This is a genomic window from Imperialibacter sp. (assembly GCF_040222815.1).
Taxonomy (GTDB): domain Bacteria; phylum Bacteroidota; class Bacteroidia; order Cytophagales; family Cyclobacteriaceae; genus Imperialibacter.
The window spans coordinates 124373-150459 of sequence record NZ_JAVKCH010000001.1; the positions used below are offsets into that span (position 1 = coordinate 124373).

Sequence of the window (26087 nt, forward strand, 5' to 3'; positions counted from 1 at the left end):
ATCGTTTATTGTTTCACCCATTTCACGGCGTCGGCATATACAGTTCCAAATTCACTCTTGTCGCTGACTACTACCTTCCCACCATTCTGACCGAAGTAGTAGGAGCCCAGGTAGTTCCAGCCATACTCTGCTTTGGAAATATTGAATTTGATATCGTCCGCTCCGTCGCTATGGTGGATTATATAATCGTAGTCGAATTGCCGGTTGTCGTCGTCCCGCCCGTTGAACTCATTCTGGTTTTTGCCCATCATGTACACGTACACATCGTAGAAGCCTTCGTCCGGAAGTTTAGCCTCCCAGGTGGCTAACTTGTCGCCATTGCCCGACCTGGTGAAGTGGGCAGAGCGGACAGATTTGCCGTAGAAGCTGGAGCCTGTAGTGGCCCTCCACTTGGAGCGGGAGCGGTGCCAGCTACCAAAGTACTTTTGATCAGAAGGGCTTTTACTATCGAGATAAGCCCGCAGGTAGGTAGGCTCCACAGGGCTGAACGTGCTGAATCCAGAATCCTCATTGTCGACAATCACTTCACTTTGGCTGGTGGCTTCGGTGGGTGGTAGCACCCTTTCTCCTTCGAAAAGCGTAGTGAGCTTGCGGGGGCTGAATATGCCCGTTGACATGGTGATCACCGAAGGAATATTCCTCGAAATGAGGGTATTAATCGTTATTTTGTCAGGCTTCTCATCAAGCACAAAGCCCAATTGTTTTGCTTCGCCTACTTTGATGACTGACAGATAGCCCGGTACGTCCTCTTTTACCTGCTGATTCTCCCTTCGCCGGGAAAATTGATTGTCGTTTCCACCGTCATCGGCATTGAACTTTACCTCAATCACCCCGTCGTTGTCGCCGGTATTTTTAATGTCCAGCAGCACCTGATAGCGCTTTCTGTCACCGTCCAGCACTTCAAATTTTTGCACGTCGTCTATTTCAAACGCTGGTTGCGCCGTGTTGAAATACACCTGCCTGATCACCGGGTCAATGTCGAGCCCAAAGTGTTGCTGCAGCGCCACCCGGAAATCATCGTAGGTAGTAAGCTGGTGCTGATGGCTGTTGACCCAGTTTTGCACAAAACCCTTGAACTCATCCTGCCCCAGCAATTGCCCCAGGTAAGCAAACAGGTACTGGCCTTTCAGTGAGACGGACTTACTGATCTTGTTGAAATCTGTTTCATTGGTCAGGATCTCGTTGATCATCGTCGTTCGCAGCAGCTCGTTACACTCTTCTTCGAACGAGATGCCATTCATGTTTCGGGAATAATCGTTCTCTACCTGCTGGTCTTTGCGCAGGAAGCTCGAAATGCTTCGGTTGAGCAGGGGCCAGTCCTGGCTCACCACCCCGGAGTTGTAGCTGTACAAGTGAGGGAACAGCGAATAATCGGGCTGGTCCTCATTTCGGCCACCATAGTACCAAACGGTGCCCGACTGTTTGGTAAACACCTTCTTGATCAGGTCGTTGAAAACATTGGCCTGCTTTTCTTTGTCGCTGAGCACCTGGTTGTCCCGTTTTGCTTGCTCGTCCATGTCCTTCAGCTGTCGTCTGAAATCAAACTCCCTGATCTCGCCGCCTTCTTCCGGCCAGTACACCGTTTCGGGCTGCACATAGGCTTGCTGACTTTCATACACTTTGTCATAGGCGGTGAACAGTAGTGGCGTTTCCACAAACTGAAGCCTGCGAAAAGGGTAGGTGATCTTCTGCCCGTCCTCATATTCATTCACGATGTCTCTGATGAGCAAACTGAGGGTGTCGGTCAACTGGCTGAGGTGCTCCGACATATAGTCATCATCGGGGTAGTGATACACTGCGTAGGTCACGCTATCAACAGTGAGCTCCTTCTTTTCGTAGGCACCAATGGCCAGCGAAAGCTGCGGAAGAGGGTATTCGGGCTGAAACCGGAAAACAATGCCGTCTTGCGTCACCTGGCCTTGTGAAACCGGTATCAGACCATCTTTTGCCTTCACCTCCAGCTGAAAGTCGATGAATGCCGTTCTTTCTTTTCTGGGGGCTTCCCGGCTGTAGCCAATTTGCGTGTCGGGGTACCAAAGCACGTCGGTGGTCAGCAGCACATAGTCGGATTGTAAAAAAGCGTATTTTTTGGGCAGGGAAAACATCAGGTACTCCTTTGGCGTTTCGTATCGTTCCTGGTCTACTTCAAGATGGGCCACTGACTCCCATATCGTGCCCTGGTAGTCTATTTTGACAGTTGCCTCTTCGCCCGGCTGGAGCGTATTGTCTGCCGAAATCACCTGCAAATGCCTCTCAAACTCCACGCTGCGATCATTCACTGTGAAGCTGCTGACGTCAAGGCCAGGGTTCAGGGTAAAGTAGAAGCCGTTCAGTGGCTCACTGTGGTTGTTCTTCACCGTTAGGGTGGAAGTGGATACAAGCTTGTCTTCTACCTGCTGAAGCTGAATGTGGTGGGTGAGAATGTCGATGTTCGGCACTTCAGCCCATTGCCCGTTCACCGCAATCATGTCTTGCCTGAGAGCAATTGGCGTTTGTCGCATGTCGAGCAGGTGAAGCATGATAAAGGACGCAACACCCACCAATAAAAGCCCAACAAGGCCAGTCACCAGCTTTGTTGTTTTGTGGCTGGCCAGTCGATCAAGGAAGAAGGCTGTGAGGAACAGAAAGGCCACGCCAGCCACCAGGTAGAATGCCCTTTGCCATAGGGCCGAATCAAGGTGGGCGAAGCCTGTCATCTCCGAAGCAAACATGGGTAACCGGAAAGCCATGAAGTCGAGGATGTAGGAGAACTTATCAAAGTAATAGATGAGCTCTACAGCCGACAGTCCCAATAGCAGCACGATAGTGATGGGTTGGTTGCGTAGAATGGTAACAAAGAGAAAAGCAATGCCCGTGGTGAAGACGACGGATGGCAAACTTGTGAGCAAGGGATAAATGACGAAGGCCAGCGGATTGAAAGCAGTGTTGGGGTTGGTCAGGTTGACGACCAGTGGTATGCACAAAAGCAGCAGATTCAACCAGAAGAAGAGGTTGAACAGGGCCAGCGCTTTGCCCAGTACGTAATCGAGATTAGAGATCGGGCGGGCGAAGAATACCTCGTTGGTATCGAGTTTCTTGTCTTTTTTGATCAGACCTGTAGCCAGAAAGACCACAGCGGCTGCCTGCGCAATACTGATCATGACCATGGTGGTGTAGGGCATCATCCAGCTATTGGAAAGCTCAAACCGCCTTGGCTGGTCTATTTCCGAGAAAATGGCCAGGTTGAAAATGACCACGAAGCCAATTCCTGCCAGCGACACAATCCGGAAAAACCAATTGCGCCAAACCACTTTGGACTCATAGCGGGCGATGGTCAGTATGTTCGAAATAGCACTCATACCAGCGACACGCCCAATTGATTTTCCATAAAATAGACGTAGGCGTGCTCCAGGTTAGGGTTCACCGTTTTTGCCTTTGGATGCGGTTGATCGGTAGCGATGAGCTGTGCCTCCCATTGGCCTTCCACGGGAATGGTAGACACTACCGAATACTTGTTTTTGATGGCTGTAAACTCTTCATCTCCCAATGTCACCTGCCACACGTGCCCACGCACCTGATCGATCATGCCTTCAGGCGAACCTTTGAAAGCTACTTCGCCCTTGTTGAGCATCGCCATGTTGTGGCAGGTGCTGCTGATGTCGCCTACGATGTGGGTAGACAGGATAATGGTAACGTCTTTCTGGCTGAGGTCGGAGAGGATGTTCCTGAACCTAATGCGCTCTTCAGGATCGAGGCCCGTGGTTGGCTCGTCAATCACCAGCAGCTTGGGGTCACCGATCAGTGCCTGGGCAATGCCCAGCCGTCGTTTCATACCGCCTGAGAGCTTGTTGGCCATGCGCTCCCTCACGTCCAGCAGCCCTACCTGGTCGAGCAGGTGATCGACCTTGATCAGCCGGTCTTTCTTTTTCAAGTTGGTGGCCAGCCGGGCGGCGTAGTCAAGAAACTCCCATGTTTTCAGTTTGGAGAAAAAGGTAAAATCCTGAGGCAGGTAGCCGATCATGGCCCTGATCTCTTGGCGGTGCTCGTTGATATCCATTCCCTCAATGAGAATAGAGCCAGACGTAGCACTTTGCAAGGTCACCAGGGTGCGCATGAAGCTTGACTTGCCGGCGCCGTTGGGGCCCAGCAAGCCAAACATGCCGCTGCCTATGTCAAGGTCGACATTGCGTATGGCCGCATGTCCGTTGGGATAGATTTTTGAAAGCCCTCTTATTTCAATGTTCATCAGCTACAGAATACTTACAATAGGTGCTTGTTTTCTTTCTGAGATTACAAACTTGTTTGTCTGAAATACGAATTCAAATCGTGATACACAGTCAGCTCTTAGTCCTGGATTTGGATTTTGCTGCTTTTGTCTTTAGTGAATTGTATGTCGTCGACCCCGTCGATCCTTAAAAAAGAATCGTTAAGTATGCTGCCACGCAGTTGCACAACTGGCGACCAGATCATCACTTTCGAGTCGTCCATCTGTACTGATAGTGAGTTCACACTTAAACCACTTGCATCCAGGTTTGCATTGTCTGACGCTGCTATGCTAAGGCTCGTTACATTGATTTCTCCATCCATTCTGATGCTGCCGCCAGATTGCGTAATGGATATTTCCTGCTGACTCAAATCTGTTATGCTGACTGACGCACGGGTAGCATGTAATCCTCTGAGATTGGCTACATAAACAATAACATGGGCAGGTTTGCCTGTCGTAATATCAACAGCTTTGATCCGCAATGTGTCTCCTGTCATCTCGTAGTCGATGCTGGAGAGATAGCCGCCACCGATGCTTTTCACCTCAATGCGGGGCTCATCCGATGAACTTATGATTACCCGATGATCAAGGTCAGAAAGGACGATGTATCCAATATCTCCCAGTGGCGCCGTTTCAATTTGAGTTTCCACACCATTCAAATCTCTTTTATATCCACGAAGTCTCACCTCAGTGAACGCTGCCATCATATACAGAAAGATAAATCCGAAGAACCCGATGAGAATCTTATTGCTGAGTTTCATAGTGGTCATTTTAAAGTTTCAATGTGTTTTTTCAATTCACTTGACGTAATGCCGAGCATAGCTGCATGACGCAGGAAGTCGGGGAGCACCTTAGTGAAAAACTCCTGCTTCTTACTTTCCAGGATAATCTTTTGAGCGTCCTTGTTGACAAAATATCCGATACCTCTTTGGTTTTCGATAATGTCCATGGCTTGTAATTCACTATAAGTTCTCATGATCGTATTGGGGTTTACACCCATTTCTGATGCCAGCTCCCGAACAGAAGGGATTTTCTCTCCTGCCGGAAATTCACCACTCACCACCTTGTCGGTGATGGTGTCTGCGATCTGCAGAAAAATGCTTTTACCGTTTTGAAATTCCATACTACACCTCCCTTTCTTTAAGTTTCCTGTAGGCCACAAATAACATGACCGCATTGGCAAAGACCGCCGTTATGGCGAAGAAGCGGAAAGCTGAGTGCTCACTCGTTGGCACCAGCCACATTCCTTCTTCAGGATCAGGGTGGTATTGATTGAGGCCCAGCGGATCTGCTACCACATAAATGACAGTGGAGTAGAAAATGATAATGACAGCCACCGAAAAGAGCGTTTTAATCAATGGTTGTTTTGAAAACATGGCAGCACCTGTGAATGGAACCACAAACAGCAACAAACTCAGGGCTGTGATCATCAATATGAACCAACCGACAGAATCAACACCATTTGGCATTTCGATTGTAACCAGCTGTTGAATACCGATAGGGTCAAATGGGTATTCATTGAACAGGGTAAAGAAGTACCCCTGCAGATTGAAAGTAATCCAGAACAGTAAGGGCAGCAGTAGTAGCATGCCCCCAATCCTGCTGACTAACTCGAATACGAATTTTTCCATCAGAGAAGCAGGCACCAGCAGGTAGTTCATCGTGCTTTCTTTCGCACGAAAACCTGGAAATGAATACCCCACATAGAGTAATCCGAACACAATGACAAAGCCGATGAGGAATCCACGGAAGTTGTCTAAATCATGAGGTCGAAGCCCCTCGCTGGCCTGAACAAATGACAGCAGAATAAACACCACACCAACATATGCCCCTGAAGAAAAGAGTAGTAGCTTGTTGTTGTGAACGAAGTGCTGCCTGCACAGCAGCACAAAACGGTGGCCGTTGAATATGTTATTGGACATGGCTTTTCAGTTTTTCGTTGCCACTTAGTATGGCGTTAAACAATAATTCGATGTCCACAGAAGAGTTCATGTTACCGTTCGACTGTGAGGTAATTACCTTGTACCCACCTGGCACCATTTCACTGTAGAGAATATCGTCCCCTTCAGCCGTTGCGCTTGTTGAAAAGTGGAGTAGAGAAGAGATGTCATACAGGTCTTTCTGCATAATAAATTGCCCATTCTCGAGCATAATGATGCGGTCAATCAGGTTTTCCACGTCTTTTACCTGATGGGTGGAGATAATAACCAACTGGTCTTCGTCCAAAGCCCCTGCCAGCACCCTTCGGAAGATGGATTTAGAAGGGATGTCGAGCCCGTTGGTGGGTTCGTCCAGCACAAGCAGCCTGCACTTGGTTGACAGGGCAAACGAGATCAGGAATTTTTTCTTTTGGCCGTAGGAGAGCTTCTGCAAGCTCTCTGTTTCAGGAAGCTCAAAGTCTTTCAGCAGCCTTTGTAGCAGAGCGCCATCAAACCTGGGGTAAAAACCTGCATTGGCTTTAATGAAGTTCTTAATGGAGATTCCCGGTAGATAAAACTCCTCCGATACGAAAAACATATCCTCAAGAAATGCCCGCTGTCGTTTTCCAGGTTCGTAATTGTTCACGTTTACCGTGCCGCCATCGGGGAACAGCAATCCGATCATTAGCTTGAGTAGCGTGGTTTTGCCGGCGCCGTTCTTGCCCAGCAAGCCAACAATGCTGCCTGCGTTGATCTGGCAGTCGAGCTCCCGAAATAGCGGTCGGCGCTTGTTGCCATAGTTAAAGTTAAGATTCTTGATGTCAATCATTGTATGTGATTTACTGTATTACTTCACTAGTACGGTACAATGGTAGAAAAGGTTTTTTGGAAATGCAAAAGGAGGGGGGAAGAATTTTTAAAAAGTTGGAGGAGACGGAAGAGAGAAGACGGGAGAAAGAAGACATTCGGATATTCAGACGCTCGGATGCTCAGAAGGAGTCGGGAGACGGAAGACCGAAGACGGAAGTCGGAAGACCGAAAGAGGCGTCGGTACGGTAGCGATGGAAAGTGCGGAGGACACCGTCAGCCGCCCGTAAGGTTGGAAGACAGAAGACGGAAGTTAGAGGATCGAAGACGGAAGTGAAAAGCCGGGAGAAAGAAGATATTCGGATATTCAGACGCTTGGATGCTCAGAAGGAGTCGGGAGACGGAAGCCGGTATGTCAGGCGTCGGTACGGTAGCGGTGGAAAGTGCGGAGGAAACCGTCAGCCGCCCGTAAGGTGGGAAGACGGAAGACGGAAGACCGAAGACGGAAGACCGGAGCCGGGAGAAAGAAGATATTCGGATATTCAGACGCTCGGATGTTCAGAAAGGAGTCGGGAGACCGGAGACGGAAGCCGGGATGTCAGGCGTCGGTACGGTAGCGATGGAATGTGCTGAGGAAACCGTCAGCCGCCCGTAAGGTGGGAAGACAGAAGATAGAAGTTATAGGATCGAAGATGGAAGTTAGAAGACGGGAGAAAGACATTCGGATATTCAGACGCTCGGATGCTCAGAAGGAGTCGGGAGATGGAAGACCGGTGAGCGAAGACAGGAGATGGAAGTCGGTATGTCAGGCGTCGGTACGGTAGCGATGGAAAGTGCGAAGGAAACCGTCAGCCGCCGGGTTAAATAGCAGAAGTCCGAGAAAGACGGAAGCCGGTTAGTTACGGGCGGTGGCTCCAAGAGTAGGAAACCTGACGTAGGGAGTTCGGCAGCGCTAGCCCAAGGTTTGAACCTGTCAGCCTCAGATGAGAAAAACAGGGAGGACGGAGAATGATCCCTATGCGCCTCTGCGTTTCCCCCTTATGGAGATTTGCGTGAAAGCAGAAAAAATTGCACGCAAAGCCGCAAGCCCGACAAGTCGGGCCGCAAAGTTGGTTTCGGAAAGACATCGATTGTTCAGGCGTCGGTACAGCAGCGATTGGCTTAGGGTCGGGGCTGTCAGCCGCCGATGAGAGAGCGGAATGCTGGAATAGTAATCCTTTGCTATTTTCCCTAGTGGGGTGTTGCGTGAAAAAAAAATTGCACGCAAAGCCGCAAGCCCGACAAGTCGGGCCGCAAAGGCAGTTTCAGCAGCATAGTGCATACCAGATCGGCGGAGATATCGGGCAGTGAGCTTTTCTCTGTACCTTGGAGTCTTTGCGTGACATTAAAAGGGCGAGAAATAAGATAATGCCTATTCCCCCTTGACTGAACGGAAACAGGTTTTATGATGTTGACTCTGCTTCTTCGGCTTACGTGACATGTGTCACAAAATTCCTTTAGCGGAACTAGTACTTTTGTAGAAACTTAAAACAAGCAACCATGGCAACTGTCAAATTGACTACGCAACAATTCAAAGACGATGTTTTTGACTATACCACCGAAAAAGAGTGGAAATATAAAGGTGAGAAACCCGCTATTATCGACTTCTACGCCGACTGGTGTGGGCCTTGCAAAATGGTGGCACCGGTGCTTGAGGAGCTGTCCAATGAGCATCCTGAAGTAACTATCTACAAAGTTGATACTGAGGTAGAGCAGGAGCTGGCCGCCGTTTTTCAAATAAGAAGTATCCCGAGTATGCTCTTTATACCAATGACAAAACAGCCTATGATGCAGGCTGGTGCTTTACCCAAGCATACGTTGAAAGAGGTCATTGAAAAAGAGTTGGTGGCTTCTGCGTAGGTCACGAGCCCAAAGGCCTCGTTAAAAAAAACTGCACAGGATTGCTGTGCAGTTTTTTTGTGCCCTGATATTGGCGGCTCTACTCCGGTATTGTACTTCATCTCTAGCTCCAAGTCCTGTCGTGAGAACGTTTCGCATCCCATTCCTTGGTGGGAGCAAAGTACGAGGTATCACGGGCATCAAGGTGTTGTTTCACCACATCATCTACTAACTCAATCCCCAACCCTGGTGCACTGAGGGGAACGGGGGCAAAGCCTTTGTCAATCAGCTTTCTTCCGTCTGTGGTTTTTACCATGCCTTCCCACCACGGCAGATCAACGGAATGGTGCTCCAGCGCCAAAAAGTTCTGAGTGGCAGCAGCGCAATGCACGTTGGCCATAAAAGACACAGGTGTGCCAGCCTGGTGCATGGCCATCGAGATGCCTTTTTCCTCAGCATAATCGCCGATGCGCTTAGTTTCGAGAAGTCCACCGGAAGAGGCAAGGTCGGGGTGGATGATGTCGACAGCATGAACGTCGATCAACGGCTTACAGTTTTCCAGCAAATAGATGTCTTCACCGGTGGTAGTTGGCGTTTCCAATGCGTCGGTAATTGTTTTGTGCTGCTCGGTGTATTGCCAGGGCACCATATCTTCAAGCCAGGCAAGACGGTATTTTTCGAGAGACTTACCCAAACGAATCATATTGTTGAGGTCAAAATGCCCGTAATGATCGGTAGACATTGGAATTTCGTCTCCCACCACGGCACGGACGTCGGCCACTCGTTGGGCCAGTATTTCAAATCCCTTTTCCGTTACCTGGATGCCGGTAAATGGGTGCTTTGCATTTGCGTACGACATAAAGTCACCTGAAAATTGAGAACCATTCGATCTCCAAAACGCCTGGTTAACCAGTGTTCCCGGAATATCTCTCAACACATTAATGGAAACATCCATTTTCAGCCAGGTATAGCCCTGGTCGACGGTACGGTACTTTACTTTTTCCTTGAAAACTTCCAGGTCGGGTGACTCTGGCGTGTCGGCATAGATTCGAACGGTATCCCGGTACCTGCCGCCAAGCAGTTGCCAGGCGGGCACATTGTAGGCTTTGCCGCATAAATCCCAAAGCGCCATTTCTACTGCACACACACCTCCTGCCTGACGTCCTTGTCCTCCAAACTGCTTAATGATCTTGAACACCCGTTCTACATTGCACGGGTTTTCTCCCAGTATCCTGCTCTTGAGCATCAAAGCATAGCGGGGGTCTGCCGCATCTCTCACTTCGCCAAGGCCGTAAATGCCCTGATTGGTGTCGATGCGGATGATGGCTGTGCCTCCCATAACGCCTGTAAGGCAATAGCGCATGTCGGTAATTTTGAGATCGGAGGGAGCAGACGCCTTCTGAACTTTGGAGGTGGTTTGCGCCATGCCGTCCTCAAAGGACAAGCTCATCAAACCAGCGAGTGACAAACCTCCCAGAGCAGTTTTCTTTAAAAAGCTGCGTCTGTTATCGGGCGTTTCCGCATTGTCAATTTCAGCCTGGCGCAACAGCGCAGCTTCGCTCTCCCGCTGCTTATTCTTTTGGATGATTTCTTGTAATATGTTTTTCATGGGGTTGTTTTGTTATTTGGATGATCTTTTGAATCAATTCATTGGGCATTGGATGCATGGCAGTACCCGGTAATGTCCTTTAGGAACTTACTCAACTGCATCTGTTCTTGCTGGCTCAAGCAATTATTTTACAAGATTGTGAGGGGTGCCATGTATTCTGATTTGCCACTCTTAGTTTTGGCGCCTACAAACGAGTCAGAATAGTTGGGCTGTAAGAGGTGTTTACAATCAACCTCCTACAACCCGGCTATTTCTATTTATCCCACCATACCCTGGTTTCAAGGTCGTCGGCCCCCTGTGCGGCAATGGCTGCATTGACCTGCTCCGTGTTCACCGAAATTTCAGAGTTGGGGTAGGTGAGGCGGTTGATGAATGTTACTTCCCTTCCCGGAAAAGGATTCGGTGACAACGCTGGGAAACTGCTCCGCCTGAAGTTGGCAAATGCCTCTGGCCCGTTCAGGAACGAAGCTATCCAATATTGCGTGTTGATTTGTTCCAGTTCTGTACCAGCACCTAATGGATTTGCAGCCAAGTAGGTGTCTCTATCGGTTGCAGCTACAGCTGAAGCGGCATCAAAAGTAGCCAGTTGATCCATGTGTGCACTAATGCCCGCTGCAAAGTACTGGGCTGCGGTGCCAGAGGTAATCCAGCCCCTGAACCTCGCTTCTGCGAGCAACAGGTTGGTTTGTGCTGCTGTTACCAAAAACGCTGGAGAGGCCAATTTGGCCATCCTGCGACGGTCAACCTGGCTGTAGTCATAAAAACTGGCTAGCCCGTCGTCTTCTGCGGCGCCTGTCACTGTTCCGTTGTCATGACCCAATGGCATACCGATTTGGTCGGCCGCTGCTTTTGAGCCCACTTCAACCACTTGTGTGGGCCCGGAGGTGGCACCTACGTAACGTATGGCTATGGCCGACAGGCGAGGATCATTTGTAGACTGCAATGCATCAACAAATGGTTTTGCCAGGTAGAAATTGGCTGCTTCGGTAGAGTTCAGCGTATTCCCCATAGGGTTGGCATAGTTGGCGTCATGCCTGATAAATGCATTGTTGTCATTGGTGAGTATTACCCCGCCGTTGAAAGCCGCTGCTACAGTGGATTGCGCTGTTGCGGGTGAAACTTCACTAAGTCTCATTCCAGCTCGAAGCATCAAAGAATAGCCAAATTTTCTCCATTTTTCCACGTCTCCGCCAAAAAGCACATCCGCTCTTTCCACTCTGCCGCTAGCGGTCAGCGCAGCAGATGCCTCCTGGAGCTCCTGAATTATTTTCGGATAGATCGACTCCTGGGTATCATACGCCGGGAAGAAAATCTGCGTGTTGTAGCCATCTCCTCCTTCAGAGTAGGGGATGTTACCGTACGTGTCGGTGAGTACCATGAAGGCGTTAGCTTGCAGAATTCTTGCCATGCTTACGAGGTTGACTCTGGCAGGATCTCCACTTGCTTGCGCAATTACGTCCTTGGTGTTTCGAATGACATTTCGGTAATAGTTTTGCCAGTTTCCCTGAGTGGATGCCCGGTTGTCCTGATTGTAATTGGCCCCGGTAAGCACACCAGAGTTGGGCGTCACTATTTGCTGTACAATTCCAATTTCATACACAAGCTGTGCGGTTTGAAAGGAAGAGTTAAGAACGGCCCTGTTCAGTATAAAAGCAGGGTCGATGGCCGTTGCAGCCGTTTTGCTCTCGTTCATTTCGTCAAAATCCTTGTCACACGAGGTGATGAAGACAAACGAAAGAACAATTAGAAAGAGTCTATTTATGTTTTTCATGATAGGGCTGATTAAAATTTAACATTTAGGTTGAAACCCATGCTTCGGGTAGTGAGAAGACCTGGCGATTCCATACCAACCAAATTGTCGGAACTGTAACCAAAGCTTTCGGGGTCAATATTGTCCACCCATTTTTTCAGCAGAAACACGTTGTTGGCAACCAGGTTGAGTCGCAAACCTTTAATAAATGAGTTGGGCTCAAAGAACCTGGTAAAGTCATAACCTGCAGTTATTTGACGCACCTTCCAGTAGCCTCCATTGTACACCACAGGTTCAATAAGTGCCTGAGACCTCACTATTTCCCAATAGGACTGAACAGGCGCCACCACGGCGTTCACGTTACCGTCGATGTCAACGCCATCGCCCACAACTCCGTTTTCTCTGCCTTCAAGTGTAGCTTTGTGAAGACCATGACGGTAGGCATTGAAGTTGGTGCCAGATAGCATCTTGTTTCCCAACTTGAAATCGATGAGGAAGGATACGCTTACACCTTTGTAATTAAAGGCATTGTTAAAGCCGCCAACCCACTTTGGAAGTGCACTGCCAAAATTAACCAACTCCAGGGTTCTCAGGGGCAGACCATTCGTTCCAAATATTTGACGACCGCTGTCATCCCTTCTGTAGCCGAAACCGGCAATCTGCCCCATTTCCTCGCCCACTATTTGCCTCAATTCTCCATTAAACACGTGGGTACCCACGGTGATTCGTTCTCCTGGCGTATCCGTTAGGAGACTGAGTACCTTGGTAATATTGTAGGCACCATTAAAGGTAAAGTCCCAGGAGAAGTCACTTGTTCGGACAGGACTGAAATTGAGCAACATTTCAATACCCTTGTTTTGGCTTTGGCCGCTATTGATACGTGAATCGACAAAACCAGATGCATCAGATATTTGAGCAGAAACGATCTGGTCAGTAGTTATTTTTTTGTAAACCGCAAGATCTAACCCAACCCGATTGTTGAACATTTTCAGCTCAATACCCAGCTCGGTTTCGGCAATTTCCATTGGCCTTAGGTTCGGGTTAGGCACTGTGCTGCCGTTTGAACCACCAACGGGCTGACCTGACCCCGACGGGTTGAGTGCTAAATTGGAATTAACACCATAAAACAGGACATTGGAGTAGGGGGGCACGTCGGTGTCGCTACCCACCCTTGCATAAGCAGCTCTGAACTTGCCAAAGTTTAGCCAGCTAGGTGCGTCAAAGGACTCAGAAAACACATAGCTAGCTGATACTGATGGGTAAATAATGCTTCGGTTCTCTTCAGACAGCGTGGAAAACCAGTCGTTACGAAGCGTTGCGTTCAGGTAAACAAAGCGCTTGTAGTTCACTTCGGCAGACCCATACAGAGAATTAACCCCTCTTTCGGACAGGTCGTAAATTGGATCCTTGGCTCTTCCGTTTTGAACCGTGTAGAGATCTCTCACAACGAAATCGGTCACCTGCACGCTATTTAGGTCTGACCTTCTGTACATCTGGTTGCCACCGGCAGTGATGTTAACCCCGATGTCACCAAATTCTTTGGTTCCAGAAATCAGGAAGTCGGAATTGATCTCTCTAAACCTCCGAGAATCCTGCGTATACAGACCATTGACGAAGCCAGCCGGCGCCGTGGCACGTGATGCCTGCCCTGTGGGGAAGTTGTTGTATTCCTGGTCACGAGACCAGTAGTCCTGACCTACACGACCCTGCACAAAGAGCCAGTTCGTAATGTCATATTTGACGGAAATGTTACCAAATATTCTGTCACGACGGATATTCTGAAACTGATCCGACAAAACGAAATAAGGATTCGTTCTGTTTCTAAAGCGTGAGTAAACGAACTCATTCCCATCCGCATCGTGGCTATTTGCCTTCAACACATCCAGAGGCATTGAATTGGACATCGCCATCAGAGAGGTGGGAATGGTGTTGTCTTGCTGGCCGACGTTTGGCGGGTTTTTGTTGTACTCGTTGGAGTAGTTGACATTTCCCTTGAAGCTCAGTTTATCTGATAAGTCGTAGCCAAAGCCGAGGTTAATAGTTTTTCTTTCATATGTGTTGTTGGGTACTATTCCCTGGCTGTTCATGTTAGCAAAAGACAGGTTGAGACCACCTTTGTCTGAATTTGCAGCCAATGATACCGTATTGGTGAGGTTTTGGCCGTTGCGGTAAAAGTCCTTCAGTCTTCCTCTTTGAGGCTCGTAGGGAACCGTTAGTCCGTCAAACAACACATGGGTCATGCCTGGCTGAAATTTCTCACCGAACGACCACTGGCCCGACGTGGGGTTGGCTGTTGTAGGACGTACACCGTTTTCACCCTGACCATATTCGTATTGGTAGTCGGTGAAGTCGAGAGGTGTGTCGTTGGTGTAGTTCATGTTGTAGGTAACGCCTAGACCTTTAGCAGTTCCCCTTGATTTGGTCGTGATCATGATAACCCCATCTTTTGCACGAGAACCATAAAGGGCCGACGCTGCCGCTCCTTTCAACACGGTCATGCTTTCTATGTCATCAGGGTTGATGCTGGAAAGTCCGTCTCCGCCATCGGAAGTGTTTCCCCCGCCTCTAACGCCAATTGAGCTGTCAGATCCTGAATTACCGGGGTTGCTGCCAAAGTTTGTATTGTCGATGGGTACGCCATTGACAACGATGAGAGGGTTGTTTTGACCGGAAATAGAAGACTGACCACGGATGCGGATCTTTGACGTGCCCGCAGGGCCGGTTCCAAGGCCAGAGATGCTTACACCAGCGATTTTGCCCGTCAGCGCATTCATCATGTTGGGCGTTCTGTTGATTGAAAGCTCATCAGAGTTTATTGTTGATGTAGCATACCCGAGGCTTTTGGCCGATCTTTCCAGGCCAAGGGCAGTCACTACCACTGTCTCCAGCGACTTAACGTCCAGTTGCAGGGAGATGTCAATCACACTTCTTGCCCCCACAGTCACTTCCTGTGTAGCATAACCGATGGCAGAAAAAACCAATACCGTATTTTCATCGGGCACTGAAAGTGAATACTTTCCACTTGCATCAGTAGATGTTCCGCTTGAAGATCCTTTCAGGATGACGTTCACACCCGGAAACCCATTTCCATTTTCATCCTTTACGGTGCCACTTACTGTGAAATCAGGCTGGCTTTCCCGTTTCTGTTTGTGGTTTGATTTTCCGAAGACCTTAAAATCGAGGTTGGTAGCTGGAGAGGTTACACCGGCTGAAAGGTCAGGTGCCTTTGACGTTGAGGCTGACTCTGACAGCCCGGCATTCCTGAGGCTTTTTAAGGAGATAACGTAAAAACCTGAGCCTGCTTTTTCATAGTAAAGCTCTGTTTCACTCAACAATTCACCAAGCGCTTCCTCAACGTTTCGTATGTCGGAGGACGGTGCCTGCACTTTCTTGTCTTTTACCCATTCATCCCGATAGGCAATTGACACATTGAACTTCCTTTCCAGCTGCTCCAAGCCCTTTTCTAGTAAAATGGACTCAGACTCGGTGTCCGCAATCGATTGCGGTCTAAAAGCTGACGCAAGTACGTTTTCGTACTGTGAGACTGCCTGATGTGCCACCAAACAGGTAATAAAAACAATCAGATAAAGCTTTCTCATAATAGTTTAAAGTAGGTGTTATCATTATTTTTTACGTAAGTATTATCAATCCTTTAAAAGGTAGTAATCCTTCTTTTTTTCCGCTTTTAGCTGAAAAACCTTAGCTACCTGAAGGACAAAACTTTCTGAATCTCCCACAGGCATCGACCCCGACACCGTTTGATCCAGCATTGCATCGGCGTCAACACGTATGGTCACTCCAAAGTTGTTGTTGGCCATTTCTATCATTTCTCTCAAAGACGTTTTATCAAGGATCACTTTTTTGTCGGTCCAGGCAGCATATACTTCGGTGTTTACCTGTCGCTTGCTGAATTGCTTGTTTTTGTATTCGACCAATTCACCCGGCTGCATTAAAATCTTTTCTTCTTTGTTTTTGCCTGGAAAACTAAGGGCGATCTGGCCTGTGTTCAGGACTACCTTGGTGTCGGCTTTGCGATGATATACGTTGAAGCTGGTTCCAAGCACTTCTACTGCGACCCCATCTGCCACTTTCACCCTGAATGGCTGGTGGTTAAGGGTATGCACCACTTCGAAAAAAGCTTCCCCGTCCAGCCAAACTTCTCTTAGCCCTTTTTCGCTCCAGTCGTTTCGGAACTCAATGCTCGAATTAGCATTCAGAACCACTGAAGAGCTATCTGGGAGTTGTATTTCCTTGGTTTCACCGTAAGCAGTCTCGTAGCGAAAGGTGGCGTTCCGATTGGCAATAAAAAATACCGACAACCCGATGGCTACCAGGGCCACCACAGCCGCAGCAGACCACAACCATCGTCGACGGCGTGGTTCGGCCTGGATGGCTCCTGTAGCATGATGAGGATCGTTTTTTATACTGTTCCAAAGTCCTGATACTTCCGAATCAGAAAGCGCATACGCCGGAAAGTCGAGCTTTTTCAGCAGCGCAATAGCTTCTTCAACATCGGCGGCTTTGTCCGGATGTTTTGCGATCCATTCCCTCCAAAAGGCATTGCTTTGGTCGCTGGGTTTCCAAACCCAGGTCCGAAAGGAATCGTCCATTGCGAAGTCGTTCGCCGAAAAGTGGTAATAGTCTTTCACTAGAAACTTATTTAATACTTAGAAGAGAAGAGCATCGCCTGTTTCTCATCACTTTTTTTGAAATTTTTTTTTTATCACGCAAGAAAAGCCCGAAAGGAGGTCAGAAGGAGGGATTATCCTTCAGTTTTTTCTTCAACACCGTTAGTGCTTTTGATATCAGGTTGTAGACGGAATCCACATGCACCTCCATAATAGAGGAGACTTCATGATAGCTCAACTCGTTGAAAAACTTGAGAAAAATGGCTTCCCGTTGCCGTTTCGTCAGGGCATCAAAGCTTAGCTTTAGCAGTTCGAGTTGCTGCTTTTTGGTTTCCCCGGCAATCATCGATTCTTCGGTGGATGGAATGAATTCAAACATGCTGTCGGGGTCGCCTTGAAACGGGAGAGTAAATTTCCGGTTGGCCATGATCCGACTGATGAGCAGTCGGCGGAAGGATTTGAACAGGTAGTAATTCACTGAACCAGCTACTCCCAGCGTCTCTCTTTTGCTCCACAGCCTGGCGAAAAGCTCCTGGAGGCAGTCTTTGACCAACTCTCTGTCACGACAGTTGTGCATCCCATAGTTGAAGAGCCTGTTCACATGCCGCTTGTACAGCACAGAAAATGCCAGTTCGTTACCCGCCTTGAATTGCCCCCAAAGCACTTCATCATCAAGCGATCCTGCCTCAGTTGTCGATATGAGGGCCCGGCTATTCAATGAGGTGTGCTGGATTGATGAGTTTGATCGGGATGGTGCTTCTGGTGGATGGCCATACCTCTACTGCCGCCTGAGAGAATTTCACTGGCACCGTATCTTTCACCCTAAAGAGAGCGCTCACCATCCCTATTAGCATTTTCTTTCCGCTAGTTGGCTGAAAATCCACAAGTCAGGGCTTCAAAGTATAGAAACCCAATGATGTCCCGGACGGCAACTTAAGAAGGACACCATCATTGCAGACGTTATGACACTGAATATACTACTATAAGCGCAAATGAGCTAATGAATAAGCAAGAGAAAAATGTTTAAACCACTCTTCAGTAGCAATTTTTCCGCTTGATTTTGAATAGTATAGGGAATTGACGGTTTTGGCAAGCGCCTGTTAGTTTATATTGATTTGTTGATTACAGCATCATTACTAAATGACAGAAGTTGTACTAGCTCGATTGCCTTAAGAAGGTCGAACTGCATTGCCGCCACTAAACTATGCACAGCGAGGAGCTCTCTATCAATGGCATTGGGATTGGAATTACAGTGGTTGCTGAGTATTTCCTTCGCCTTGTTGTAGCCCCCGGTTTCATAAGCTTGTAAAATGGCGACGGTATTCTCTTCCGTAGTTATTTCCCTGCGTTTAGGTGTGTAGCCGAGTTGTTCCACAACGCTTTCCGCTGTGCTCCAGGTAGACCAGGGGTTTTGTCCGGTTACCAAATTCCCGTCGATGCTTACCTGATTCAGGTACATGCTGCCCTCATTAAAATAAGCCCCTTTCTCCATCAGCTTATCCTGAAGAAGGAATGGGAAGACATCCATGGCATCCGGTATCAACAAAAGCTCTTCCTCATTGGTAAAACTGCTTATTGTTTTGTTGGCTACTAACAGCGCACCGCTGGCCAGCTTAACGTTAACCAGGGCTGCAGGTCCATGGCAAACGGCGCCAATCACTTTTCCTGATTCATAATACCGACGGACAAGAGATTGGACATGTGTATTCTGCGGGAAATCGAACATGGCACCTTTGCCACCCACAAAGAATACGGCCTGATAGTCGTCTGGCTTTACGTCTTGCATCGCCAAACTGTGGGCTATCTTTTGTTGCGCTACATTGTCATTTAGAAATGCGTAGTCATACTCCCTCATGTCGTCGGCATCTATTACCACGGGTGGCGTGCCACCCAACGGACTGGCAACGTCGACCTCGAACCCATTGGCATGAAAAACATAGTACGCCCTTGCTAGCTCTGTTAATTCATAACCTGTTGTTTTTTCGCTGTCGCCCATCTCGGCAGTATTGGTGACAACGGCCAGAATTTTTCCTCTGCCCGAAATGGTGTTTTCAGCCAAATAGGGGAGGTCGTCGGTTACCGTCTGCCGCAGGGTGGCTTTCGCTACCACTGGAGGCGGGATGAGGCTCAAAAACCAATAGCCGAACGAAAAAACAGAGATAATCAAACCTACGAATGCGACAGCTGTCCATTTGATAATTGCTTTCTTCTTTGACATAGCATTTTCATATTTGTTTGAGGCAAATGTGAGCCTATGCCTTATCAATAGCTTTCGAAATGACCATTTCGATAGATTAAACTATCATTTCGGTAACTGCTTGCGGTAAGTTTGAGGGGTTTGTCCTGTTTGGGTCTTGAAGGCCGTGTTAAAGCTTGAAATACTATTGAAACCTACTTCAAAAGCAATGGCGGCAACGGTCAGGTTGTCGTACCGGGAGTTCTGCAACAGTCGGGTGGCTTCCTGAATCCTATACGTGTTCACAAAGCTATTGAAGTTCTTCGCACTCTTTTGGTTAATGGCCATAGAAAGCATTTGAGGACTCGCATGAACGGCCTTGCTCAGTGAGTTCAAAGAAAGATCAGGGTTTTTATATTGCGAGTCTTCCACAACGATTTTCAGCACCCGTTCGAATAGTTGGTCTATTTGCTCTTCCGACGCTGGTGTGGTCTTGTATTTTGTCAGGTGAATCTTCGCTATATACCCTTTGCGGATCACCTCAAAGCTAACTACGTAGGCCACAAAAGAGTACAGTACCGGTCCAACAATATAGGGGACGGTCTCATCAAAAAGGTTCAACACGTACACAGTCCAAATGGCTAACAAGGCATAAAACAGCAAGAGAAGAAGTTTCCACACATCCTGATTGAGTTCAAGTCGATGCCTTCGGATGTAGCTGTGGCCAGCAACAAGGTAGATGATAAAATGCAGATAGTAGGTTAAAAAAAGTATTGCGAATACCCACTTGGGGATAGTTTCTAAATCGGGTTCGTCCAACCATAAACCAAACCAAACACCAACCAAAGCTGGTACGAAATGTACCCACTTCAATTTATCGAGTGACTTTGCTTTTCGAACGCAAGATTGTGCAAACAGATAGAAAAGCGGGCCTATGGCCATAATTGTTCCTAGCCCAACAAAGATTAGCTTGACATCGAGATGTTCGGCAAACTCCAGAAATACGGACTTGCCGATTCTGAACGAAAGGACGATCAGTAACACGCTCAGTAGCTTGTTAGACAAGCTATTTCCTTTGCTGTAAATCCACAAGAATATGGAAAGAAACAGGCCGTGTATGACGCCCAGGCCGCTCACAATGACCAACACAATATCATTTGCAGACATGGGCTGAAATTACTCAAATAATTATGAGTATCTGAAGGTTTGTATTGCCTGTGTTGCAAGCCCGGCAGGAAAAGCAATGACCGGTGTATATTGAGTTTGGTCATCATGCGAAATTCCTGCTATGCTTTCCGCTAACGGAATAGTGCGATGCACCATTTTGAATTCTTTCTAACTTCCGAAAAACTAATCAAACCTATGAACAGAATACTTTACTTCGTTGTATTGGCCCTTTTTGTGTTTGCTTGTAAAGAGCAAGAGCAAAGTGCGCCACAAAGACAATATGTGGATGTGGCGGGACTTGATCCTTCCATCAAACCTGGCGACAACTTCTTCAACTATGTGAACGGCATTTGGTACGACACAGCAAGAATTGCTGACGATCAATCAGGCGTGGGCTCCTATAGCTTCCTGAATATTCCTCAGAAAAAACTACTGCAAAGTATTCTGGAGGAAGTGTCGGAAAGTGAAAACCCTGCTGGTAGCATTGAACAACAAGTTGGCGATTTTTTTGCCTCCGGCATGGACACAGCCGCTATCAACCAGCGGGGATATGAACCGATTAAGCCAGTTCTTGCCAGCATCGATGCCATTACAGACCTGGCCTCGCTCATGACATTCGTGGCTGCAGAAGCAAAAGTGGACGACAATTCCATCATCAGCTTTGGCATTTCTCCAGACGATGCCAACAGCAGCATCAATATTGCCCATTTTGGCCAGTCAGGCATCGGCTTACCTGACAGAGACTATTATTTCAAGACCGATTCCTCGTCGCTCGGTATTCAGAGTGCCTACAGAGGCTATATAGCCGCCTTGTTTGAGCTGACGGGCGACGCTCCAGACGCAGCGGCCAAAAAGGCTGGCCTTGTTTACGATATTGAAAAGCAGCTGGCTACATCGCACAAAACGAGGGTAGAACGCAGAAATGTGAAAGAAAATTACCACAAAATGGCGGTGGCGGCGTTGCAAAAGCAGCAACCTAATATCGGGTGGGTGGCCTTGCTTGAGAGGCTTGGTTTGGATACCGACTCAGTAGATATCAGGCAACCGGCCTATTTTGACAAGCTGAATGCTATGCTGGGCACTGTGTCGATCAACGACTGGAAGGTGTACCTGAAGGCTAGCTCTATCACCTCCTACGATCAGATATTGAGTAAGGCTTTTGAAGATGCGTCTTTCGAGTACAATAAAGCATTGTCGGGCCAGGCCACTGAAAAGCCCCGGGCACAGGTAATCGCCAACGTTGTGGACAGGCAAATGGGTTTTGCGCTCGGCCAATTGTATGTGAAGAGGTATTTTGGGGAGGATGCGAAGAAAAGAGTTTCGGAGTTGGTAAACAACCTCCAGAAGGCATTCGAAAACCGGATCACTCAGCTCGACTGGATGAGCGACAGCACGAAAGTGAAGGCCAAAGAAAAGCTGAATGCGATCACCAAAAAGCTGGGCTACCCGGATATTTGGAGAGAGTATGATGTTCAAATGGACAGGGGCAAATACTTTGAGAACGTCCTTGCTTTGAGAAAGGATGACTATCAATATCAATTGGGGAAACTAAACAAGGCCCCGTACAGGCACGAATGGGGGCCGTCACCTTCCACAGTTACTGCCTATTATAGGCCTTCATTCAACGAAATAGTGTTCCCCGCAGGCATTCTGCAATATCCTTATTTCGACGTGAATGCCGACGATGCTATTAACTACGGCGGCATTGGTATGGTGATAGGTCACGAGCTGACCCATGCTTTCGACGATCAGGGAGCACGATACGACAAAGATGGCAATGTTAAAAACTGGTGGACGGATGAGGACTTTGAGAAATTCAGAGCCAAAACACAGCAGGTAATTGATCGCTACAGCTCATTTACCGTGCTGGATAGCGTGCATATCAAGGGTGCGATGACTGTGGGTGAAAACACAGCTGACAACGGCGGTATAGCCATTGCCTACGACGCCTTTAAACTGACAGCGCAGGGCCAGGACACGACGAAAATTGACGGTTTCACCCCGGATCAGCGCTTCTTTTTGTCTATCGCCAGGATCTGGAGAGTGAAAACACGTGACGAGTTTTTACGCACCTACGTCAATACCAATCCCCATTCTCCGGCGATGTGGCGAGTGAACGGGCCGCTGATGAACTTCACGCCTTTTTATGAAGCTTTCAACGTGCAGCCCGGCGATAAGAACTATAAGCCGGTAGAGGAGAGAATCAGAATTTGGTAGTGTAATACGATAGTAGTGTGGTGGCAAGCCGGCATCGTTTTATGGCTTTGCCGTGCCTAAATAGCTGGCTGGAGGTTCAGATACGGAGTTTCCAGCCACAGTGCTATTTTGCGGCCTGAACACCAATAGCATACAGGGGATCATTGGCTGTGATAGCAAGAGAAGTGACCAGGTACAGGACGATACCGTTACCTTCTGCATGATACTCGCTGAGTTTGGTGCCGAAAAAGTCCCGTATTTCGCCCAATTTCTGCCCCTTTGTCACCTTGGCTTCGAGTTTCACTTCAGGGTACCAACACCCCTCATGGAGAGCAGTGGCTACCAGCATTTTTTCCAGATACTCCACCTGATGCGTTTGAACTTGCCCGGGTATCGTAGCCCATGAACGGAGCACGTTTTTGACAGCCGCTTTGTATTGTTCTACTTCGTCCTGATTCCATCGCCCGCATTGCCCAAGCTCCGCCAGAAAGCCCGGTGTGCCAACTGTGGCAGCACCGCCAATGGAACCATTTTCAGATACTGAGCCCACCACGTAGGGGAAGCCCAGTAGGGCAGCCGCCTGACGAGATTGTTCGGCCACTTCTTTGCTTCCCACGTTGGAATAGATAACGAAAGGAATCAGCGACTCATGGATATCGCCACCATGGAGGTCAATGAAAAAGTCTGCTTCTTTTTGAAGCTGATGTACAACGTAGGCTATTCGCTCACTGACGGTGCCGGTGGCTTTGCCTGGAAACACCCTATTCAGGTTTTTACCGTCGTATGGCCCGTAATACTGCATTCGGGTCAGGAAAGCAGCGGTATTGACCGGGTGAATGATAAGCACCGTGCCAGCGACCTCCTTTGGATCAAGCTCTTTGGCCAGTTGTATGGCCGTTTCTATGCAGGGGTACTCACCCCCATGAACACCGCCAGTTATAAGAATGTCTTTTCCCTGCTTTGTGCCACAGATCAAAGTAAAGGGCATCTCAATGGGCGTTCCAGCTACCGGAATATGGCCCGTTGTTTTTGTTCCGGCTGTCAGCGCCTTAAGGCCGGGCACCAGCTGTCTTATCAGTTCTTTCATTTTGGTCATTTTGCGGCATTAATGTACAAAAGAAACTGCAGCGAAAAGCCGTGTTTTTGACGGGCCAAACTTATGTTGTGATCGGTAGTGGCGTTACTTTTTATAGTTGGCTCCAATCAGCGCTGCCTTTCATACTTTTCGATAAGCTTATCCAGTTCCTTTTCAGTGTCCGGGTTGATTACCTTCCTTGAGGCATCTCCTTCCAACCATGCCAGTGTGCGGCGAATACCCTGATGGAAGGGAATGGTGGCCTTAAATGCCGGCACAAAGGTTTTGATCTTTGTGTTGTCGAATACGGCACTGTGAGCTTTGTCGCCCAGCAGATTGCCGGTTTGGTCGGGCCAGTGCTGGCAGATAAAGTCGGACGGAATGTGGGCAAAGTTCGGGGCAACGCCAACGGCATCTGCCAGTCCTTCGTAAACCTGGTTCCAGCTCAGCACATCGTCGGAGGTGATGTGAAATGCATGACCAACGGCTTTTGGGTGGCCCAGCAGACCAACGAACCCGACAGCAAAGTCGTCGGAATGGGTGAGCGTCCACAGGGAGGTGCCGTCGCCATGTACAACGATCTTTTTTCCTTTGCGAAGCCTGTCCACGATATTGTACTCCGTCCAGCCGCCCATGGCTACTGGTATCACCGTGTCGTAGGTATGCGATGGGCGTACAATGGTGATAGGGAATCCCTGCTCCCGATAAGCCAGGGTGAGGGCATCTTCACAGGCTATCTTGTCCCTGGAATACTGCCAGAACGGATTGAAAAGCGGGGTAGATTCAGTGATCAGATAGTGCGTGGCTGGCTTCTGGTAGGCCGAGGCGGAGCTGATGAAAATATACTGTTTGGTTTTGCCAGCGAACAGCTTGATGTCTCGTTCTACCTCTTCCTTTGTAAAAGCAATCCAGTTGACCACCACATCCCATTCATGCCCGGCCAATGCTTGCCCCAGTTGGGCTGGTGCGTTGATGTCGCCGGTAATGGACTTGGCACCTTCGACTGTGAGAGGGCTTTTGCCCCGGTTGAGTAGGTACAAATCTATCCCTCTTGAAATGGCCAATTTGCTCGTGGCTGTGCTGATGTTTCCTGTTCCTCCGATGAATAATACCTTCATTTTCTACGGTTCTGCTTAGGTGGCTAAGGTACGAAGATCGGGGAAAGTTGCGAGGATTGTGGCCATGAAGTAAAGAGGTCGCCCGGCTGGATGCTCTGTCCGCAAGCATAGAGCATCCAGCCGGGCGACCTCTTTACTCTCCTAAACCGTCAGCCTTTTAATCACCTCGGCGGCCATGGTCATGCCGAACATTGCGGGCATATAGGAAATGGTGCCATAAAACGACTTCTTGTATTTAGAGCCATCGGTAAGCTTAAGAGAATGTGCAGGCTGCACCTCTTCAGAATAAACACATAAAACACCTTTGGTTACGCCTTTGCCTTTCAGGTTCTTCCGCACCTGCTGGGCAAACTTGCACTCCCGGGTCTTGCTGATATCGGCCAACCGTATTTTGGATGGATCCAGCTTGCCGCCGGCACCCATCGACGAAATGAATTTGACTTTCATCCGTTTCAAAGTCAATATCATCGACATTTTGGGAACAATGCTGTCGATACAGTCCAAGGCAAAGTCAAAATGGTTCTGTAGCAGAAAGGCATGCATAACATCAGGCTCCATGAAGTTATCCACTACCTGAACCTGCAGTTCAGGATTAATGTCCAGAAAACGATCTCTGAGTACAAAAGCCTTCTGTTTGCCGATGGTGGAGTTCAATGCCTGGAGCTGCCGGTTTTTGTTGGTAGGGTCTACGTCATCTCCATCAATGATGGTGATTTTTCCCAGACCAGCCCTTACAAGCGTTTCTGCTGCATAGCTGCCCACGCCGCCAAGACCAACTACCAGCACGTGGGCGTTTCTTAGTTTGTCTAAGGCTTCTTTGCCTATTAACAGCTCTGTTCTTTCTAACCAATCACTCATACTCCGAAAAACTCTCTTGCATTATTGTTCATTTGCCGTTGAAGTTCAGTCATCTCTATACCTATCAATACGGCGACCGTTTCATATACATCGATAATACTCACATCAGGCATGCTATCTGTTTCCAAAAATAGGTGATCATACGGTATGGACTTAAATAACTCAATGTATTTAGTGGGAGGGAGGCCAGGCATAAGCGAGAGATAAAACCCCTGATCGATCAGCTGCTTAGCCAGTGTAGCATGGCGGCCATAGCCATGCACGCACCATTTCTCAATACCAGGAAACTGTTTTTTGATTTCGCTTAACTGTCCAAAAGCTCGAACGCAATGGATAATCACCGATTTACCCAGCTCTTCTGCAATCGCCAGCTGACTTCTCAAGATATCCATTTGCATGCCCATTGCCGGCCCTTTCAGGTTGTCCAGTCCCATTTCGCCCATGGCCAGACATTTAGGGTCGGAAAGTGCTACCTCCAGCTCTTTCCTTTGCGCTGGCGTTACGGGTTGTTCTGTCCACCACGGATGCATCCCGACCGTGAAGTATTGGTGTGGTTTGTCTTTTCTCAGGTGCAACGACACAATTTCCATCACATTGGCACGGTCTGTCTGCCGCATACTGTGTGTATGGAAATCGAGGTAATGGGAGTGGCGGAAGATGGTG

The 26087-nt window shown here is 48.4% G+C and carries 23 protein-coding genes; 5 read left to right on the plus strand and 18 right to left on the minus strand.

What is annotated here, in order from left to right; genetic code table 11:
* Positions 1 to 5: 5 nt before the first annotated feature.
* The 6 genes from RIF36_RS00475 to RIF36_RS00500 form a co-directional block, all read right to left on the minus strand.
* Positions 6 to 3338 carry a golvesin C-terminal-like domain-containing protein gene (locus RIF36_RS00475; protein ID WP_350123423.1) on the minus strand — a complete coding sequence of 1111 codons (3333 nt, stop codon included), beginning with the start codon at positions 3336 to 3338 and terminating at the stop codon, positions 6 to 8.
* Complete coding sequence (locus RIF36_RS00480) at positions 3335 to 4225, minus strand: ABC transporter ATP-binding protein (protein WP_350088617.1); 891 nt, start codon at positions 4223 to 4225, stop codon at positions 3335 to 3337. The genes RIF36_RS00475 and RIF36_RS00480 overlap by 4 nt, the downstream gene beginning before the upstream one ends.
* 98 nt (positions 4226 to 4323) lie before the next feature.
* Positions 4324 to 5004, minus strand: coding sequence for a GIN domain-containing protein (locus tag RIF36_RS00485; protein ID WP_350123426.1), 681 nt, complete (start codon positions 5002 to 5004; stop codon positions 4324 to 4326).
* A 5-nt stretch (positions 5005 to 5009) separates the two neighbouring features.
* Positions 5010 to 5366 (minus strand): GntR family transcriptional regulator, encoded by a 357-nt coding sequence (locus RIF36_RS00490; protein WP_350123429.1) that lies wholly within the window; start codon positions 5364 to 5366, stop codon positions 5010 to 5012.
* 1 nt (position 5367) lies between these two features.
* Positions 5368 to 6165 (minus strand): hypothetical protein, encoded by a 798-nt coding sequence (locus RIF36_RS00495; protein ID WP_350123431.1) that lies wholly within the window; start codon positions 6163 to 6165, stop codon positions 5368 to 5370.
* A complete protein-coding gene (locus RIF36_RS00500; RefSeq protein ID WP_350123434.1) occupies positions 6155 to 6991 on the minus strand; it encodes an ABC transporter ATP-binding protein in 837 nt (278 codons plus the stop codon). Before RIF36_RS00500 ends, RIF36_RS00495 begins: the two co-directional genes overlap by 11 nt.
* A 62-nt stretch (positions 6992 to 7053) precedes the next feature.
* Between RIF36_RS00500 and RIF36_RS00505 the strand changes: the two genes are divergently transcribed.
* The 4 genes from RIF36_RS00505 (at position 7054) to trxA (ending at position 8868) form a co-directional block, all read left to right on the plus strand.
* Positions 7054 to 7221: a hypothetical protein gene (locus tag RIF36_RS00505; protein ID WP_350123437.1), complete on the plus strand. Its 168-nt coding sequence runs from the start codon at positions 7054 to 7056 to the stop codon at positions 7219 to 7221.
* 9 nt (positions 7222 to 7230) lie between these two features.
* The gene (locus RIF36_RS00510; RefSeq protein ID WP_350123440.1) at positions 7231 to 7602 is read left to right on the plus strand and encodes a hypothetical protein; all 372 of its coding nucleotides are present in this window, start codon (positions 7231 to 7233) and stop codon (positions 7600 to 7602) included.
* A gap of 59 nt (positions 7603 to 7661) precedes the next feature.
* On the plus strand, positions 7662 to 7793 hold the full coding sequence (locus tag RIF36_RS00515) for a hypothetical protein (RefSeq protein WP_350123443.1): 132 nt from the start codon (positions 7662 to 7664) through the stop codon (positions 7791 to 7793).
* A gap of 715 nt (positions 7794 to 8508) precedes the next feature.
* The gene (gene trxA, locus RIF36_RS00520) at positions 8509 to 8868 is read left to right on the plus strand and encodes a thioredoxin (protein WP_350071107.1); all 360 of its coding nucleotides are present in this window, start codon (positions 8509 to 8511) and stop codon (positions 8866 to 8868) included.
* A gap of 103 nt (positions 8869 to 8971) precedes the next feature.
* Here the strand turns inward: trxA and RIF36_RS00525 are convergent, their stop codons facing one another.
* The 8 genes from RIF36_RS00525 to RIF36_RS00560 all read right to left on the minus strand — a co-directional run bounded on the left by RIF36_RS00525 (position 8972) and on the right by RIF36_RS00560 (position 20177).
* Positions 8972 to 10456 (minus strand): mandelate racemase/muconate lactonizing enzyme family protein, encoded by a 1485-nt coding sequence (locus tag RIF36_RS00525; protein WP_350123446.1) that lies wholly within the window; start codon positions 10454 to 10456, stop codon positions 8972 to 8974.
* 253 nt (positions 10457 to 10709) lie between these two features.
* The gene (locus tag RIF36_RS00530) at positions 10710 to 12227 is read right to left on the minus strand and encodes a SusD/RagB family nutrient-binding outer membrane lipoprotein (RefSeq protein WP_350123449.1); all 1518 of its coding nucleotides are present in this window, start codon (positions 12225 to 12227) and stop codon (positions 10710 to 10712) included.
* A gap of 11 nt (positions 12228 to 12238) precedes the next feature.
* Entirely contained in the window at positions 12239 to 15805 is a 3567-nt protein-coding gene (locus RIF36_RS00535; protein WP_350123452.1) for a SusC/RagA family TonB-linked outer membrane protein, read from the minus strand.
* Between the two features lie 45 nt (positions 15806 to 15850).
* Positions 15851 to 16855: a FecR family protein gene (locus RIF36_RS00540; protein WP_350123455.1), complete on the minus strand. Its 1005-nt coding sequence runs from the start codon at positions 16853 to 16855 to the stop codon at positions 15851 to 15853.
* A gap of 100 nt (positions 16856 to 16955) precedes the next feature.
* A complete protein-coding gene (locus RIF36_RS00545; protein WP_350071927.1) occupies positions 16956 to 17552 on the minus strand; it encodes an RNA polymerase sigma factor in 597 nt (198 codons plus the stop codon).
* A complete protein-coding gene (locus RIF36_RS00550) occupies positions 17545 to 17688 on the minus strand; it encodes a hypothetical protein (RefSeq protein ID WP_350123458.1) in 144 nt (47 codons plus the stop codon). The genes RIF36_RS00545 and RIF36_RS00550 overlap by 8 nt, the downstream gene beginning before the upstream one ends.
* Before the next feature lie 251 nt (positions 17689 to 17939).
* Positions 17940 to 19052 (minus strand): type 1 glutamine amidotransferase domain-containing protein, encoded by a 1113-nt coding sequence (locus RIF36_RS00555; protein ID WP_350123461.1) that lies wholly within the window; start codon positions 19050 to 19052, stop codon positions 17940 to 17942.
* Positions 19053 to 19136: 84 nt separating this feature from the next.
* Complete coding sequence (locus RIF36_RS00560) at positions 19137 to 20177, minus strand: helix-turn-helix domain-containing protein (RefSeq protein WP_350123464.1); 1041 nt, start codon at positions 20175 to 20177, stop codon at positions 19137 to 19139.
* A 195-nt stretch (positions 20178 to 20372) separates the two neighbouring features.
* Here RIF36_RS00560 and RIF36_RS00565 point away from each other — a divergent pair, with 195 nt between their 5' ends.
* Positions 20373 to 22394 carry a M13 family metallopeptidase gene (locus tag RIF36_RS00565; protein WP_350123467.1) on the plus strand — a complete coding sequence of 674 codons (2022 nt, stop codon included), beginning with the start codon at positions 20373 to 20375 and terminating at the stop codon, positions 22392 to 22394.
* Between the two features lie 103 nt (positions 22395 to 22497).
* On the opposite strand, the gene RIF36_RS00570 is transcribed toward RIF36_RS00565, so the two are convergent.
* The 4 genes from RIF36_RS00570 to RIF36_RS00585 form a co-directional block, all read right to left on the minus strand.
* Positions 22498 to 23460, minus strand: a complete 963-nt coding sequence (locus tag RIF36_RS00570) for a M14 family metallopeptidase (RefSeq protein ID WP_350123470.1) — start codon at positions 23458 to 23460, stop codon at positions 22498 to 22500.
* A gap of 116 nt (positions 23461 to 23576) precedes the next feature.
* Positions 23577 to 24566, minus strand: a complete 990-nt coding sequence (locus RIF36_RS00575) for an SDR family oxidoreductase (RefSeq protein ID WP_350149246.1) — start codon at positions 24564 to 24566, stop codon at positions 23577 to 23579.
* 141 nt (positions 24567 to 24707) lie between these two features.
* Positions 24708 to 25424, minus strand: coding sequence for a tRNA threonylcarbamoyladenosine dehydratase (locus RIF36_RS00580; protein ID WP_350118534.1), 717 nt, complete (start codon positions 25422 to 25424; stop codon positions 24708 to 24710).
* Complete coding sequence (locus tag RIF36_RS00585) at positions 25421 to 26041, minus strand: TatD family hydrolase (protein ID WP_350118537.1); 621 nt, start codon at positions 26039 to 26041, stop codon at positions 25421 to 25423. Before RIF36_RS00585 ends, RIF36_RS00580 begins: the two co-directional genes overlap by 4 nt.
* Positions 26042 to 26087: the final 46 nt, after the last annotated feature.

Coding starts and splice junctions, on each gene's coding strand:
- RIF36_RS00475 (WP_350123423.1), bottom strand. CDS start 3,338: ATGAGTGCTATTTCGAACATACTGACCATCGCCCGCTATGAGTCCAAA.
- RIF36_RS00480 (WP_350088617.1), bottom strand. CDS start 4,225: ATGAACATTGAAATAAGAGGGCTTTCAAAAATCTATCCCAACGGACAT.
- RIF36_RS00485 (WP_350123426.1), bottom strand. CDS start 5,004: ATGAAACTCAGCAATAAGATTCTCATCGGGTTCTTCGGATTTATCTTT.
- RIF36_RS00490 (WP_350123429.1), bottom strand. CDS start 5,366: ATGGAATTTCAAAACGGTAAAAGCATTTTTCTGCAGATCGCAGACACC.
- RIF36_RS00495 (WP_350123431.1), bottom strand. CDS start 6,165: ATGTCCAATAACATATTCAACGGCCACCGTTTTGTGCTGCTGTGCAGG.
- RIF36_RS00500 (WP_350123434.1), bottom strand. CDS start 6,991: ATGATTGACATCAAGAATCTTAACTTTAACTATGGCAACAAGCGCCGA.
- RIF36_RS00505 (WP_350123437.1), top strand. CDS start 7,054: ATGCAAAAGGAGGGGGGAAGAATTTTTAAAAAGTTGGAGGAGACGGAA.
- RIF36_RS00515 (WP_350123443.1), top strand. CDS start 7,662: ATGGAAGTTAGAAGACGGGAGAAAGACATTCGGATATTCAGACGCTCG.
- trxA (WP_350071107.1), top strand. CDS start 8,509: ATGGCAACTGTCAAATTGACTACGCAACAATTCAAAGACGATGTTTTT.
- RIF36_RS00525 (WP_350123446.1), bottom strand. CDS start 10,456: ATGAAAAACATATTACAAGAAATCATCCAAAAGAATAAGCAGCGGGAG.
- RIF36_RS00530 (WP_350123449.1), bottom strand. CDS start 12,227: ATGAAAAACATAAATAGACTCTTTCTAATTGTTCTTTCGTTTGTCTTC.
- RIF36_RS00535 (WP_350123452.1), bottom strand. CDS start 15,805: ATGAGAAAGCTTTATCTGATTGTTTTTATTACCTGTTTGGTGGCACAT.
- RIF36_RS00550 (WP_350123458.1), bottom strand. CDS start 17,688: ATGCTAATAGGGATGGTGAGCGCTCTCTTTAGGGTGAAAGATACGGTG.
- RIF36_RS00555 (WP_350123461.1), bottom strand. CDS start 19,052: ATGTCAAAGAAGAAAGCAATTATCAAATGGACAGCTGTCGCATTCGTA.
- RIF36_RS00560 (WP_350123464.1), bottom strand. CDS start 20,177: ATGTCTGCAAATGATATTGTGTTGGTCATTGTGAGCGGCCTGGGCGTC.
- RIF36_RS00565 (WP_350123467.1), top strand. CDS start 20,373: ATGAACAGAATACTTTACTTCGTTGTATTGGCCCTTTTTGTGTTTGCT.
- RIF36_RS00570 (WP_350123470.1), bottom strand. CDS start 23,460: ATGAAAGAACTGATAAGACAGCTGGTGCCCGGCCTTAAGGCGCTGACA.
- RIF36_RS00575 (WP_350149246.1), bottom strand. CDS start 24,566: ATGAAGGTATTATTCATCGGAGGAACAGGAAACATCAGCACAGCCACG.
- RIF36_RS00580 (WP_350118534.1), bottom strand. CDS start 25,424: ATGAGTGATTGGTTAGAAAGAACAGAGCTGTTAATAGGCAAAGAAGCC.
- RIF36_RS00585 (WP_350118537.1), bottom strand. CDS start 26,041: ATGCGGCAGACAGACCGTGCCAATGTGATGGAAATTGTGTCGTTGCAC.